This is a genomic window from Collimonas sp. OK307 (assembly GCF_900113705.1).
Taxonomy (GTDB): Bacteria; Pseudomonadota; Gammaproteobacteria; order Burkholderiales; family Burkholderiaceae_D; genus Collimonas.
Genome location: NZ_FOQI01000003.1, coordinates 293,589 through 306,978 on the forward strand (window position 1 = coordinate 293,589; position 13,390 = coordinate 306,978).

Genomic DNA, 13,390 nt, shown 5'->3' on the forward strand with positions numbered 1-13,390 from the left:
TTTTCTGTTGTAATGTTTACATGTTCCGCTGAGCAAACAGCGGGAAATCTTTGCTTACTTAATCCTTAGGAGGAAACACGTGCAGATGAAGAATAAAATGTTACCGTTGGCTGCAGCAATCGCGATGGCCCTGGGCGCTGCCGGCTCGGCCTATGCCGAGGAACAAATCGTCAAGATCGGCCATGTCGGTCCGGTGACCGGCCCTTCGGCCCATCTCGGCAAAGACATGGAAAACGGCGCCAAGATGGCGATCGAAGAATTGAACGCCAAGGGCGTTACCCTGGGCGGCAAGAAAATCAAATTCGTCTTGCTGGCGGAAGATGATGCATCCGATCCCAAGCAAGGCACGGCCGCAGCGCAGAAACTGGTGGACGCCAAAATCGACGGCGTTATCGGCCACCTGAATTCGGGCACCACGATTCCGGCTTCCAAGATCTACTACGATGCCGGCATCCCGCAAATCTCGCCGGCTGCCACCAGCCCGAAATACACCCAGCAAGGTTTTAACAGCGTATTCCGCGTAGTCGCCAACGACGGCCAGCTGGGCGGCACGCTGGGACGTTATGCGGCCACCACGCTGAAAGCCAAGAATATCGCCGTGATCGACGATCGTACCGCTTACGGTCAAGGGGTTGCGCAGGAATTCGCCAAGGGCGCCAAAGCCGCTGGCGTGAATATCGTCGCGACCCAGTTCACCAACGACAAGGCGACCGACTTCAACGCCATCCTGACTTCCATCAAAGCCAAGAATCCGGATGTTATTTTCTTCGGCGGCATGGATGCGGTTGCCGGCCCGATGCTGCGCCAGATGAAACAGCTCGGCATCAAGGCCAAGTTCATGGGCGGCGACGGCATGTGTACTGCCGAACTGGGCAAACTGGGAGGCGATGGCGTGATCAATGACCAGGTAGTGTGCGCGGAAGCCGGCGGCGTCGAAGATTCGGGTAAAAAAGGCCTGGACGATTTCAAGGCGGCCTTCCAGAAGAAATACAACACTGAAGTCAAACTGTATGCGCCCTACTCGTACGACTCTGTGATGACCATGGTGGAAGCCATGCAAAAAGCCAACTCCGCCGATCCGAAAAAATATCTGCCGGAACTGGCGAAGATCCATCACAAGGGCGTGACCGGCATGGTCGCCTTCGATGCCAAGGGCGATATCAAGGACGGCACGTTGACCTTGTACACCTACAAGGACGGCAAGCGCACCTTGCTGGCGGTCACTAAATAAATAACATTCACCGGCTGTTTCATGGGGCGCCCCGGCCTTAGCGTCGGGGCGCTTTTTTATTTTTCCCCTGCTGCTCTGCACATTACACATATCATTCTGCGGAATTGACAAAAAAACATATAAAAGCGCTTTGCGAAGCTATTCATATGTTGTACCGTTTAACTCCGCGGACAGACCGAACTACCGATTGAAGTCGGCTGTCTAAAAAATTGCTTGCCATTAATCTATCAATTTATTAATTTCGCTGCAAATCCTCAGGAGGAAATCTGGTGCACAAAATGAAAATGATTCCGTTGACCGCTGCCATCGCATTGGCCGTGTCTGCAAGCGCTTATGCGCAGGAACAAGTGGTCAAGATCGCACACGTCGGCCCGATCACCGGCCCCATCGCCCACATCGGCAAAGACAATGAAAACGGCGCCAGGATGGCGATCGAAGAGTTGAACGCGAAAAGCATTACGCTGGACGGCAAGAAAACCAAATTCATGTTGATGGCGGAAGATGATGCATCCGATCCGAAACAAGCCACTGCAGTAGCGCAAAAACTGGTCGACGCCAAAGTGGCCGGCGTCATTGGCCACGTCAATTCGGGCACTTCGATTCCTGCGTCGAAAATTTATTACGATGCCGGCATCCCGCAAATTTCGCCTTCGACTACCAGCGCAAAGTATACCCAGCAAAATTTCAACACCACCTTCCGCGTAGTGGCTAGCGATGCCCAACTGGGTAGCGCCCTGGGCCGATATGCAGCCAAGACATTGCATGCCAAGACCGCAGCCGTGATTGACGACCGCACCGCCTATGGCCAGGGCCTGGCGGAAGAATTTACCAAAGCGGCCAAGGCGGCCGGCATGACCATCGTGTCCACCCAATACACCAACGACAAGGCGACCGACTTCAATGCGATCCTGACCTCGTTCAAGGCCAGGAAACCTGATATCGTGTTTTTCGGCGGACTGGATGCCGGCGGCGGCCCTATGCTGCGCCAGATGAAGCAGCTGGCCATCAATGCCAAATTCATGGGTGGCGACGCCATTTGCACTTCCGACCTGCCTAAACTGGCGGGCGACGGCATCGGCAACAATCAAGTGATTTGCGCCGAAGCCGGCGGCGTGGAAGAGTCCGCCCGGAAAGGCCTGGACGATTTCAAGACAGCCTACAAGCAAAAATATGGCAAGGACGTCGTGATCTATGCGCCGTACACCTACGATGCCTTGATGACCATGGCAGACGCGATGCAAAAAGCCAAGTCTGCCGATCCGAAAAAATACCTGCCGGAGCTGGCCAAGATTCACCACAAGGGCGTGACCGGCATGATCTCGTTTGACGCCAAGGGCGACATCAAGGACGGCACGATCACTTTATATACCTACAGGGATGGCCAGCGTACCCAGCTGGCAGTAACGAAGTAACTGCGTCGCAGGGTGGGCACGCCTTTGTGCCCGCCCACCTATTCCGAGATACAAGTTAAAGAGCGTTCCGGTTTGCCTGGACGCTTTTTTTATTAGACTTCCAGCCATAAAAAAAGGCGCTCATCTGAGCGCCCTGTTAGCGGCATGGCCTGCGCTATTACTTCAGCGACAAAATCCATTTCACCAGCGTATGCGCTTCGGCTTCGCTCACTTGTGGATTGGCCGGCATCGGGATCGCACCCCAGGTACCTGTGCTGCCTTTCAACACTTTTTGCACCAGCATGTCTTCAGCGCCTTTTTGACCGGCGAATTTCGCTGCAACGTCCTTGTACGCAGGACCGACCACCTTGTTAGTTACCGAGTGGCACGCCAGACAGTTCTTGGCTTTTGCCAGATCCAGACCGGCGTCCGCCAGGGCGGAACCTGAGGCCATTGCACCAAGCACTGCACAGATCAACAAACGTTTCATTCTTATCTCCGTCAAAAAAATGTGACACCATTTTACCTGCCCGCCTGCATTGTCTCATATCTCGGAAACACCTACATACATCTGAAATTCAACATATCAGACCGACATCCGTTGACCACAGGCATCTTTCGCCCTATCCTTTCCGCATAGAAAAGGGAAAGCCATGCCACTGATTATTCTTATCGTTTCACTAATAGCGTTAAAATACTTCGAGATCGGTCCGTTTGACGGCATATCGTGGTGGTGGATCGCTGGCCTGATGGCGGTCGCCTTTATCTGGTTTGAGTTCCTGGAGCGGATGCTCGGCCTGGACAAGCGCAAAGCGCACGAAGCAATCGAAAAGACCAGGCAGGAACGGGTCAAGAAGACCTTTGAGAACCATAAAGGCCGGGGCCGCTGAAATACGCAGGAAGACATCGTTATGCAACACCAAAAGCCGGTACTTCTCCGGCTTTTTTATTAGTTACGGGCTTTTGACGACGAATGTTCGACGACGAATTTAAGAAGAATATATGAATATCGAGCTGCGACAACTGCGCTATTTCGTGGCGGTTGCCGAAGAAAAGCATTTCGGCCGCGCCGCACTGCGGCTGCACATGACGCAGCCGCCGTTATCGCAAGCCATCCAGGCGCTCGAAGCCAACCTTGGCACGCCACTGTTTGCACGCACCAAACGCAGCGTGGCGCTGACACCGGCCGGGCTGGCGCTGCTGCCTGAGGCGCAACGCCTGTTGCAACAGGCCGCCACCCTGCCCGACCTGGTGCGGCGTGCGGCTTCCGGTGAATCCGGTTTGCTTACGCTGTCGTTTGTCTCTACTGCCGATTACAGTATCTTGCCACCGCTGCTGCGGGCCTTCCGTGAAGCCTATCCGCAAGTGCAGATCGATTTGCAGGAAGCCACCAGCGATCTCCAGCTGGCGCAATTGATGGAAGGCAGGATCGATGCCGGCCTGCTGATCCCGCCCTTGCCGGACAAGGCCAAGCTGGCGCTGGATTACCAGCCGGTGTTATCGGAGCCGCTGATCCTGGCGGCGCCCAGCGGGCTCAAAATTTTGCGGACCAAGGGCAAGATCGCGTTGAGCTCACTGGCAGATATACCCTTGATCATTTTCCCGCGCCGCATCTCGCCGGGTTTCCACGACACCATCCTGGGTTGTTTCCGGGCCGCCGGCGTCACTCCCCATATCGGCCAGGAGGCGATCCAGATGCAAACCATCGTCGGCCTGGTATCGGCTGGCATGGGAATCGCGCTTGTGCCACAATCGGTGTCGAACCTGCAACGCCCGGGGGTCGACTATCGCGAATTGCAGGATCAGACGCCGCTGGTAGAAACCGGCCTGGCCTGGCGCCGTGATAATGTTTCGCCCGTACTGCAAGCCTTTTTGGAATTATTGAGAAAGAAATAAAGAACATGCTGATTCATCCATTACCCGACCCGATCGCCTTTTCTCTGGGGCCGCTCCATGTGCGTTGGTACGGCCTGATGTATCTGCTGGCGTTCATCCAGTTCATCTGGGTCGGCCGCATCAGGATCAAGCAACCGCATATTGCCGCCGCCGGCTGGAAAAAAGAAGATATCGACGACATGCTGTTTTATGGCGTGTTGGGGGTAGTGATCGGCGGTCGCCTTGGGCAGGTATTCTTTTACGATCCGGCCTACTATTTTTCCAACCCGAGCGAAATCATCGCGGTCTGGAAAGGCGGCATGTCGTTCCACGGCGGCTTTATCGGCGTCATGATTGCCATGTGGTGGTGGGGTCGCAAGTCCGGCCGCAAACTGATGGATATCATGGATTTCATCGCGCCCATGGTACCGCTCGGCTATGCCGCCGGCCGCCTCGGCAATTTCATCAATGGTGAATTGCCGGGCCGCGTAGTCTCCGATCCGTCGCTGCCGTGGGCCATGATCTGGCCTAACGTGGACAGCCTGCCGCGTCATCCATCGCCGATTTACCAGATGCTGGTTGACGGCATTTTGCTGTTCATCATCCTCTGGATATTCTCGCGCAAACCGCGGCCGCGCATGGCCGTGGCCGGCATGTTCTCGCTGCTGTACGGCTGTGCCCGCTTCTTTACCGAATATTTCCGCGTGCCGGACTATAACGTGACGTTTGGCGGCATCACCATTTCCGCCGGCCAGATGCTGTCGGTGCCAATGATCGTATTGGGCATCATATTGCTGGTCATCGCTTATAGAAAGCCGTATCAATTTGCTGGCGCCGCCGATGCGCCACCAGCCAAAGCCCAAACAGGCAAATCGACATCCTGAACCAAAGTGCGGGCGTTCCCTTACCACCTGACGGTGACCTGGCGAACGCTTCCCGCCTACCTTTTCCGTTTTGACTATGACTGCCAATCTTTACGCACTTTTTGCCTCGCGCTTTCCCGCCGACAAAACCGCTTGCTGCATCGAAACCCACGACGGCCAGTACTACACCTGGGGCGACATCGAACGCGCATCCGCCAGGATGGCCAACTTACTCAGCAGCCTGGGTCTGCCAAGCGGCGCGCGGATTGCCGTGCAGGTGGAAAAGTCACCCGAGGCAGTGATTCTCTATCTGGCGACATTACGCGCCGGTTTCGTCTACCTGCCGCTGAACACGGCCTATCGTGCTGCCGAAATCGAATATTTCATCGGCGATGCAAAACCTGCGGTATTCGTCTGCTCGCCGCAGAATTTCGGCTGGATAGCCCAGATCGCATTCAAGGCCGGCACCCGGCATCTGTTTACGCTGGATGAAGGCGCAGGTGGTAATGGCCGCAGGAATTCCGGATCGCTGCTGGCGCGCGCCATGCATCATCCTGACCAATTCGAGACGGTTGAAAAGCAGGCCGACGATCTCGCCGTGATCCTGTACACCTCGGGCACCACCGGCCGCAGCAAGGGAGCCATGCTTTCGCACGGCAACATCGGCTCGAACGCCCAGGTGTTGCAGCAATACTGGCACTGGCAAGCGGATGACGTCCTGCTGCATGCACTGCCGCTGTTTCACATCCATGGCTTGCTGGTAGCGGCCAACGGCGCGCTGCTGAACGGCAGCAAGATGATTTTCCTGCCGAAATTCGACGCTGCAGAAGTCTGCCGCCAACTGCCCCGCAGCACGGTTTTCATGGGCGTGCCGACCTATTATGTGCGGCTGCTGGCGAACAGCGGATTCGATCGCAACACTTGCCGCAATATCCGCTTGTTCGTGTCCGGCTCGGCGCCCTTGCTAACAGATACCTTTGCCGAATTTATCGCACGTACCGGCCACACCATACTGGAACGCTACGGCATGAGCGAGACCGCAATGCTGACCTCCAATCCGTATGCCAGCGAACGGCGCGGCGGCACCGTCGGCCTGCCATTGCCGGGGGTCTCGCTACGTTTGATGACAACCGACGGCAACGGCGACGACGTGGTGTGCGGCACGGATCAAATCGGTGAAATCGGCGAAATTCAGGTCAAGGGACCGAATGTATTCCTGGGTTACTGGTGCATGCCGGAAAAGACTGCGGAGGAATTCACTGCCGACGGCTATTTCAAGACCGGCGATGTCGGTAAACTGGATAGCGAGGGTTACCTGGCAATCGTCGGCCGTAGCAAGGATTTGATTATTTCCGGCGGTTATAACGTCTATCCGAAGGAAATCGAAAGCGTGATAGATGAAATCGATGGCGTACTGGAATCCGCAGTGATCGGCATTCCGCACGAGGATTTCGGTGAAGCAGTGACTGCGGTGATCGTGAAACGGCCCGAAGCCACGCTGACGACGGCGGATGTGATCGCCTTGATGAAAAACACGATTGCCAATTTCAAGGTGCCCAAGCAAGTGTTCTTTGCAGAAAAACTGCCGCGCAACACCATGGGGAAAGTACAAAAAAACTTGCTGCGCGAGCGTTACGGAACATAAAGAGCACGCAAATAGTACGAACCACGGGCAACGTCACCCCTTCATAAGCTTGGTTGTGATGTGGCGCCATTCGGCGGCGCCGACCGGCGTGATGGAAAGCCGGTTGCCGCGGCGCAGGATCTGCATCTCGGCCAGCGCTTCCTGTTCTCGCAATTCGGGCAAGGCGACGAGACGCGTTTTCTTCAGGGCGCGCACATCGACCAGCATCCAGCGCGGATTCTCGCGCTCGGCCTTGGGATCGAAATATTTACTCTTGGGATCAAACTGCGTGTCGTCAGGGTAAGGCGTGCTCGCCACTTCGGCCAAGCCGGCTATCCCTGGCACGGCGCAGCCGGAATGATAGAACAGCACGCCGTCGCCGACCCGCATCGCATCGCGCATGAAATTGCGTGCTTGATAATTGCGCACGCCATACCAGGCGATGGTTTGTCTGGGCATGGCCAGGACGTCGTCGATACTGGCGTCGTCCGGCTCGGATTTCATTAGCCAATAACTCATTTCGCCTCTAATCTGATATCAAAGATAAAATGGAAAATCCGGTCGAAAATAAAAAAAGCGGCTGCACATGTGCAACCGCTTTAGAATCAAGTCCCGCCTGTGCCGCTTTGTCGGCATCCTGAACCAAAGCGATTCAAGTTGGCCGCAGTTAGTTCAATTTCGGGCTCATCGGACTAGCGACGCTCACACCTATCGAACAAAATTCCGCAGCCGTTGCGTATAAATGGTTCAAGGATTTTATGACAATCGCGAACACGGCAGGAGTCGTTAGTCTACTCCAAACGATATCCAAGTCAAACCCCTTTTGGCAAAAATTTTGGTGCGATGCGGCCAGCAAAGCAGCCAAATACTTGGCTGGCCGGCAGGCGCAGCGTCATGAGCACAAGAGTTAAAACAAGTCTTCCTGTGCAGCCAGCGCTTCATCCAGGACTGCATGCATCGCAGTGATGTTCTGCTTTACTTCCGACATGGTGAGATCGGACAACGGACCTGCGGGAGCTTTGCTGCCCAATAATTCGGCAGCGATGCCAAGCGCGGCGATGACGGCAATGCGATCATTGCCGCGAATTTTCCCGGCATCGCGGATGGCAGACATTTTGCCATCCAGATAGGTGACGGCTTCCTGCAGCGCCTTTTCTTCGCCTTCTTTGCAAGCCAGTGTGTATGGCTGGCCCATGATGCTGACATTTAACTGGCTCATGTAAGCTCCTGATCTTGCAACGATTTTTGCGACGCTTCTTGCGATACTGCTTCCGGCAATGCTGGAAATTTCTCCAGCAAGGCGGCTACCCGCTGGTGCGCTTCTCCGATGCGTTGCTTCAACTCTTCGTTTTCACTCTGCAAACCGGTCACGCGCAGGCGCAGTTCGGCATTTTCGCGACGCAAGGCGTGCGTCAGCTCGGCCAACTGGCCGATTTTCTCTGATAATTGATGGAATTCTGAAATCATTTTGTCACTATAGTGTCGCTAAGGAAATTACGTCAATAGATTCGAACAATGAATCTAGCAGTTGATCATCAATTAGGTGTTGGTAGGTGCCGGTGCCAGGCGCTTGAGTGCATAGGAATACGCCAATGATTGCAATAATGCTACGGTACTGCCGGCAATAACCTCTCCGACCCGCAACAAAGCATACTGCAACTCCTGATGCAGGCCTTTACCGCCAATCGCAGCTGACATCAAGATAACCACGGTCGCAGGGCCCAGACGCCAGTTGGCGGGATAGTTCTGCAACAACATGGCCACCAGCACCGATGTTGCCAAAGCGACCAGCAAGGACAGAAATCCGGGGCCGAGAACAACCAGCGCCAGACAAGCCACCACACAGCCATTCAGGGTATTGATCAAACGGGCCCGGAAGTTCGCCTTGGCCAGGTTGACGTCCGGCTCAGTCACAATGATCAGGGAAATCAAGGCCCAGTACGGCTCATCCAAACCCAGTGCGCGCAATCCGTACCAGGTGATCAACGACCCCGTCACGATCTTGATCAGATAAACCAGGGCATTTTTTCTGGGGCTAATGAATTGAAAGTCCATTCCGGCCTTTAGAATTTCGGTGCGAGCGCCATTTTAGCCGAGAACCTGATTCGCCTCGAGAATTCAGTACCTTACACTGTGACACGGACCTCCGGCGAAGGTTCGTCCGTGGCGGCCGTGAATTTACATATTGCCAATCGGTTTGGATCACCCTATATTCATTCGTCGCCATAATCCGACAAAGAATCTGGAAAACAATCTGAAGAAAAACGCCGAAGCTGCCGGCTCGGCTACCGGAGAAAATATGCAGATTCAGTCAGCGATCTCCCGCCTGTCCACAAGGATGGCGCTATCCATTGTCCTACTCACCATGACCAGTATGCCGCTAAAAGCCGAAACGCCGTCGACTCCTGCCCCGGCCCTATTTGCCTATGTCGGAACCTACAACCCTAACGGCGAAGGCGTCTACCTGTTCAGGGTGGATAGCCAGTCAGGCGCGCTAAGCCGGGTGAAAGTCGTCAGCACGCTGCCGAATGCGGCCCAGTTAGATCTCGATGCCGCCGGCAAAACGCTGTATGTAGCAAGTGAGGTGGACAATTACAAAGATAGCCAGCACGGCGTGCTGGCGGCGTATGCGGTGAACCGGACAGATGGCTCGCTAACGCTGTTGAATCAACAGGACGCGCAAGGCAAGAACCCGGTGCATGTGGCGCTGACACCAAAACAGAATTATCTGCTCACTGCGAATTACGGCAGTGGCTCGGTGGCGTCGTTCCCGCTAGCTGAAGACGGTAGCTTGCGACCGGCCGTATCGATCCGGCAAAGCGCCGGTCCGGTTGGCGCCGGGCGACCCGAGGCAGCCGCTATCGGCAGCTTTGCCGCCAGCGGCCATGACAGTCCGCATGCGCACATGATCGCCAGCGACCCCAGCGGCAAATTTGTCTTTTCTACCGACCTTGGGCTGGATCGGATATATCAATGGTGCTTTGATCAAAGCACCGGCAGCTTGACGCCGAATACGCCGTCCTTCATCAAGGCCTCGTCGGCCGGCGCCGGCCCGCGCCATTTCGTGTTTCATCCCAACGGCAAGTATGTCTACCTGATCAATGAAGAATCTTCAACGCTGACGCTCTATCACTTCGACCAGGCTTCAGGAACTTTGCAAGAACAGCAAACCGTCTCAAGCCTGCCGAAAAATTATCAGGGCACCAGTTTTGCCGCCGGCCTTACCTTGGGTCGCGACGGCCGCTTCCTGTATGTGGCAAACCGCCTGCGCAACAGCATTGCCCAGTTCGCCATCGGTGCGCAAGGCAAACTCAGCTGGGTAGAAGAAACATGGACCCGCGGCGACTATCCGCGCAGCCTCGTGATTGAACCGCAAGGGCGTTATATCTACGCGTTGAACCAGCGCAGCGACAATATCACCCAGTTCGCCATCGACAAGAACAGCGGCAAGCTGGAATTTATCGACAGGTATACCGGGCTGGGCAGCCCTTCGCAGATGGTGTTTTTACGCTGAGCGCTTGCTGCAAACTACTGCAACTTGCCGGGATGCTGCTGAATCGCCTCCAGCACGAAAGGCTTGAGATCTGCTCCACCCTGTTCTTCAATATGCGCCAGCAACGCGCGCCGCATGCGCGGCTCCCAGCTACGCTTCAGGTGGCTGGTGAGATCCGTCATGGCTTGCTGGTGGTCGGGCATGGTCTCGAAAAATGACCCGATCTGATTCGCCATCTTCACCAGGTGCTCTACATTCATAACGCTACCCTTTCTGCTGCAGTTTGGTTTTGGCGGTGGTCACGAAAATTCATGGCAACTCATGGCAACAACCGCTGCGGATGAGCGTACACCACATGGCCGGGCTGCCGCACGAAGCCAAGCAAGGTGACGTGGGCCTGTTCCGCCAGGCGGATCGCCAGCGCAGTCGGAGCCGATACCGCGACGATAAAACCACATCCGGTGCTCGCTGCCTTTTGCACCATTTCATAACTGGCGCGACTGGTGATCAGCACTGCGCCGCTGGAAAAATCCTGTTTGGGATTTTTTTGCGCCAAGGCGCCGATCAATTTATCGAGCGCATTGTGACGCCCGACATCTTCCCGAACCAACGCAATTTTGCCGTCAGCCTGTAGCCATGCGGCGGCATGGGTTGCGCCGGTTACCTGCTGCAAATGCTGCCGCTTTTGCATGTCGGCCATTGCCGTGTAGATGTCTGCCGCTGAAAACTGCGCACGGGAAGTTACCGGCGCCGGCTTACGCACCGCCTGTTGCAAGGTTTCCGCGCCACACAAACCGCAACCGGTACGGCCGGTCAGGTTGCGCCGCTTCTCCTTGAGCGCGACAAAACGCTCGGTGGCAATCTGCATCTGCACCTGAATTCCGTCCTCCGCTGTGACGATCTCGCAATCGAACAACTCGCTGCGATCCTGCAAGATTCCCTCGGTCAAGGAAAAACCCAGTGCAAAATCTTCCAGATCGGCAGGCGACGCCATCATCACGGCATGCGAAATACCGTTGTATTCCAGCGCCACCGGCACTTCTTCGGCAACCACGTCGCGGCGCTTGCTGACGACGCCGTTACTCCATTTTTCGACATCGACTTCAGTGCTGCTGGCGTATTCGGGTGTGGCCATGCTATTCCTCTATGCGATTACTTGGTGACTGCGGCCTCAGCCTCATGCCCGGCTTGCCCTTGCAGCAGCTTCAGTTGCTGCTCGGTAAAACGGCTGAACTGCTTCTGCCATTCGGAAGGCTGGCTGACCGGCATTACCTGCACTGCCGTGACCTTGTATTCCGGACAATTGGTGGCCCAGTCGGAATTATCGGTGGTGATGACATTGGCGCCCGACTCAGGGAAATGGAAGGTGGTATACACCACACCCGGCTGCACCCGCTCGGTCACCGTTGCGCGCAATACGGTCTGTCCTGCACGCGATTCAATGCCGACCCAATCGTCTTCCTTGATGCCTCGGTCTTCGGCGTCGTGCGGATGGATCTCCAGCCGGTCTTCGCTATGCCACTCGACGTTCTCCGTACGCCGGGTCTGGGCACCGACATTATATTGCGACAAGATCCGGCCGGTAGTCAGGATCAACGGGAATTTCGGTGTCACCTTTTCATCGGTAGCGAAATATTGGGTATTGATGAACTTGCCCTTGCCGCGCACGAACTCATTGATGTGCATGATCGGCGTGCCTTCGGGTGCCGCGTCATTGCATGGCCACTGCAGGCTGCCAGCCTGTTCCAGCTTGGCATAGCTGACGCCGCGGAAGGTAGGTGTCAGCGCGGCGATTTCATCCATGATTTGAGAAGGATGCTGGTAATCCATCGGATAGCCAAGAGCCGCGGACAAGGCGACAGTGACTTCCCAATCCGACTTGCCGCCCTTGGCCGGCATCACTTTTCGTACGCGAGAGATACGTCGTTCCGCGTTGGTGAAAGTGCCATCCTTCTCCAGGAACGACGATCCGGGCAGGAACACGTGTGCATATTTAGCGGTCTCGTTGAGGAACAGATCCTGCACCACGATGCATTCCATCGCAGCCAGCGCAGCGGTGACGTGCTGCGTATTCGGGTCCGACTGCACGATGTCTTCACCTTCGCAATACAAGCCCATGAAACTGCCATCCATGGCGGCGTCGAACATGTTCGGAATCCGCAAACCCGGCTCGGGGCTCAAGGTGACGCCCCAGGCTTGTTCGAACTCGCCGCGCACAGTGCTATCAGAAACATGCCGGTAGCCGGGTAATTCGTGCGGGAATGAACCCATGTCGCAAGAACCCTGGACATTGTTCTGGCCGCGCAGCGGATTGACGCCGACGCCTTCGCGGCCGACATTCCCGGTCGCCATCGCCAGGTTGGCGATACCGATCACCATGGTCGAACCTTGCGCATGCTCGGTCACGCCGAGGCCGTAGTAGATGGCGCCGTTGCCGGCGGTGGCAAACAAACGTGCCGCACCGCGCAACTGGTCTGCGGGGACGCCAATGACATCAGCCATCATTTCCGGCGAATTCTCCGGCCGCAGCACGAATTCCTTCCAGTCGGCATAGGATTGCTGGTCGCATCGTTCCGCGACGAAATCTTCCTTCTGCAAACCTTCTGACAGGATCACGTGCGCCAACGCAGTGATCAAGGCGACGTTGGTGCCGGGCCGCAGTTTGAGATGGTAATCGGCCTGCACATGTGGCGACTTCACCATTTCAGTAGTGCGCGGATCGATCACGATCAGCTTGGCGCCCTGGCGCAGGCGGCGTTTCATCTGTGAAGCAAACACCGGATGCGCGGCAACCGGATTGGCGCCGATGACCATGATCACATCCGACTTCATCACAGAATCGAAAGTCTGGGTGCCGGCTGATTCGCCCAGCGTTTGCTTCAAACCGTAGCCGGTAGGCGAATGGCAGACACG

Annotated in this window: 15 protein-coding genes and 1 other RNA gene; 7 read left to right on the forward strand and 9 right to left on the reverse strand. The window is 56.0% G+C overall.

All coding sequences use genetic code 11. The features are described from left to right. Positions 1–85: 85 nt before the first annotated feature. Together BM205_RS06935 and BM205_RS06940 are read left to right on the forward strand one after the other, a co-directional pair. Positions 86–1,231 carry a branched-chain amino acid ABC transporter substrate-binding protein gene (locus BM205_RS06935; RefSeq protein ID WP_371326464.1) on the forward strand — a complete coding sequence of 382 codons (1,146 nt, stop codon included), beginning with the start codon at positions 86–88 and terminating at the stop codon, positions 1,229–1,231. A gap of 278 nt (positions 1,232–1,509) precedes the next feature. Beyond that, positions 1,510–2,643, forward strand: coding sequence for a branched-chain amino acid ABC transporter substrate-binding protein (locus BM205_RS06940; RefSeq protein ID WP_254783780.1), 1,134 nt, complete (start codon positions 1,510–1,512; stop codon positions 2,641–2,643). Between the two features lie 157 nt (positions 2,644–2,800). Here the strand turns inward: BM205_RS06940 and BM205_RS06945 are convergent, their stop codons facing one another. Further along, positions 2,801–3,112, reverse strand: coding sequence for a c-type cytochrome (locus BM205_RS06945; RefSeq protein ID WP_092413773.1), 312 nt, complete (start codon positions 3,110–3,112; stop codon positions 2,801–2,803). A gap of 163 nt (positions 3,113–3,275) precedes the next feature. On the opposite strand from BM205_RS06945, the gene BM205_RS06950 reads away from it, so the two are divergent. From BM205_RS06950 to BM205_RS06965, 4 genes are all read left to right on the forward strand, one after another. Then, positions 3,276–3,512, forward strand: a complete 237-nt coding sequence (locus BM205_RS06950) for a TIGR04438 family Trp-rich protein (protein WP_092413774.1) — start codon at positions 3,276–3,278, stop codon at positions 3,510–3,512. 112 nt (positions 3,513–3,624) lie between these two features. After that, positions 3,625–4,518, forward strand: coding sequence for a LysR family transcriptional regulator (locus BM205_RS06955; protein ID WP_092413775.1), 894 nt, complete (start codon positions 3,625–3,627; stop codon positions 4,516–4,518). Between the two features lie 5 nt (positions 4,519–4,523). After that, the gene (gene lgt / locus BM205_RS06960) at positions 4,524–5,381 is read left to right on the forward strand and encodes a prolipoprotein diacylglyceryl transferase (protein WP_092413776.1); all 858 of its coding nucleotides are present in this window, start codon (positions 4,524–4,526) and stop codon (positions 5,379–5,381) included. Positions 5,382–5,457: 76 nt separating this feature from the next. Further along, positions 5,458–7,005, forward strand: a complete 1,548-nt coding sequence (locus BM205_RS06965; protein WP_092413777.1) for a malonate--CoA ligase — start codon at positions 5,458–5,460, stop codon at positions 7,003–7,005. Between the two features lie 33 nt (positions 7,006–7,038). Here BM205_RS06965 and BM205_RS06970 read toward each other — a convergent pair whose 3' ends face one another. The 5 genes from BM205_RS06970 to BM205_RS06990 form a co-directional block, all read right to left on the reverse strand. Next, complete coding sequence (locus tag BM205_RS06970) at positions 7,039–7,503, reverse strand: EVE domain-containing protein (protein WP_092413778.1); 465 nt, start codon at positions 7,501–7,503, stop codon at positions 7,039–7,041. 86 nt (positions 7,504–7,589) lie between these two features. Further along, positions 7,590–7,770, reverse strand: a non-coding RNA gene (ssrS, locus tag BM205_RS06975) — 6S RNA. 121 nt (positions 7,771–7,891) lie between these two features. After that, positions 7,892–8,203, reverse strand: a complete 312-nt coding sequence (locus tag BM205_RS06980) for a cell division protein ZapA (protein ID WP_092413779.1) — start codon at positions 8,201–8,203, stop codon at positions 7,892–7,894. Then, complete coding sequence (locus BM205_RS06985) at positions 8,200–8,451, reverse strand: coiled-coil domain-containing protein (RefSeq protein ID WP_092413780.1); 252 nt, start codon at positions 8,449–8,451, stop codon at positions 8,200–8,202. The genes BM205_RS06980 and BM205_RS06985 overlap by 4 nt, the downstream gene beginning before the upstream one ends. A gap of 72 nt (positions 8,452–8,523) precedes the next feature. Next, positions 8,524–9,039: an FUSC family protein gene (locus tag BM205_RS06990; protein WP_092413781.1), complete on the reverse strand. Its 516-nt coding sequence runs from the start codon at positions 9,037–9,039 to the stop codon at positions 8,524–8,526. Between the two features lie 142 nt (positions 9,040–9,181). On the opposite strand from BM205_RS06990, the gene BM205_RS06995 reads away from it, so the two are divergent. Continuing rightward, on the forward strand, positions 9,182–10,498 hold the full coding sequence (locus tag BM205_RS06995) for a lactonase family protein (protein ID WP_254783777.1): 1,317 nt from the start codon (positions 9,182–9,184) through the stop codon (positions 10,496–10,498). A 14-nt stretch (positions 10,499–10,512) separates the two neighbouring features. Here BM205_RS06995 and BM205_RS07000 read toward each other — a convergent pair whose 3' ends face one another. The 3 genes from BM205_RS07000 to fdhF form a co-directional block, all read right to left on the reverse strand. Continuing rightward, positions 10,513–10,737, reverse strand: coding sequence for a formate dehydrogenase subunit delta (locus tag BM205_RS07000; RefSeq protein ID WP_092413782.1), 225 nt, complete (start codon positions 10,735–10,737; stop codon positions 10,513–10,515). 59 nt (positions 10,738–10,796) lie between these two features. Continuing rightward, a complete protein-coding gene (gene fdhD, locus BM205_RS07005; RefSeq protein ID WP_092413783.1) occupies positions 10,797–11,612 on the reverse strand; it encodes a formate dehydrogenase accessory sulfurtransferase FdhD in 816 nt (271 codons plus the stop codon). A gap of 17 nt (positions 11,613–11,629) precedes the next feature. Further along, a partial coding sequence (gene fdhF / locus BM205_RS07010; protein ID WP_092413816.1) for a formate dehydrogenase subunit alpha occupies positions 11,630–13,390 on the reverse strand: 1,761 nt, incomplete at its 5' end.

What these genes read in the sequence shown, in the direction of transcription:
- BM205_RS06980 (WP_092413779.1), bottom strand. Translation starts at nt 8,203, where the DNA reads ATGAGCCAGTTAAATGTCAGCATCATGGGCCAGCCATACACACTGGCT.
- BM205_RS06965 (WP_092413777.1), top strand. Translation starts at nt 5,458, where the DNA reads ATGACTGCCAATCTTTACGCACTTTTTGCCTCGCGCTTTCCCGCCGAC.
- BM205_RS06970 (WP_092413778.1), bottom strand. Translation starts at nt 7,503, where the DNA reads ATGAGTTATTGGCTAATGAAATCCGAGCCGGACGACGCCAGTATCGAC.
- fdhD (WP_092413783.1), bottom strand. Translation starts at nt 11,612, where the DNA reads ATGGCCACACCCGAATACGCCAGCAGCACTGAAGTCGATGTCGAAAAA.
- BM205_RS06950 (WP_092413774.1), top strand. Translation starts at nt 3,276, where the DNA reads ATGCCACTGATTATTCTTATCGTTTCACTAATAGCGTTAAAATACTTC.
- BM205_RS06985 (WP_092413780.1), bottom strand. Translation starts at nt 8,451, where the DNA reads ATGATTTCAGAATTCCATCAATTATCAGAGAAAATCGGCCAGTTGGCC.
- BM205_RS06955 (WP_092413775.1), top strand. Translation starts at nt 3,625, where the DNA reads ATGAATATCGAGCTGCGACAACTGCGCTATTTCGTGGCGGTTGCCGAA.
- BM205_RS06945 (WP_092413773.1), bottom strand. Translation starts at nt 3,112, where the DNA reads ATGAAACGTTTGTTGATCTGTGCAGTGCTTGGTGCAATGGCCTCAGGT.
- BM205_RS07000 (WP_092413782.1), bottom strand. Translation starts at nt 10,737, where the DNA reads ATGAATGTAGAGCACCTGGTGAAGATGGCGAATCAGATCGGGTCATTT.
- lgt (WP_092413776.1), top strand. Translation starts at nt 4,524, where the DNA reads ATGCTGATTCATCCATTACCCGACCCGATCGCCTTTTCTCTGGGGCCG.
- BM205_RS06935 (WP_371326464.1), top strand. Translation starts at nt 86, where the DNA reads ATGAAGAATAAAATGTTACCGTTGGCTGCAGCAATCGCGATGGCCCTG.
- BM205_RS06940 (WP_254783780.1), top strand. Translation starts at nt 1,510, where the DNA reads ATGAAAATGATTCCGTTGACCGCTGCCATCGCATTGGCCGTGTCTGCA.
- BM205_RS06990 (WP_092413781.1), bottom strand. Translation starts at nt 9,039, where the DNA reads ATGGACTTTCAATTCATTAGCCCCAGAAAAAATGCCCTGGTTTATCTG.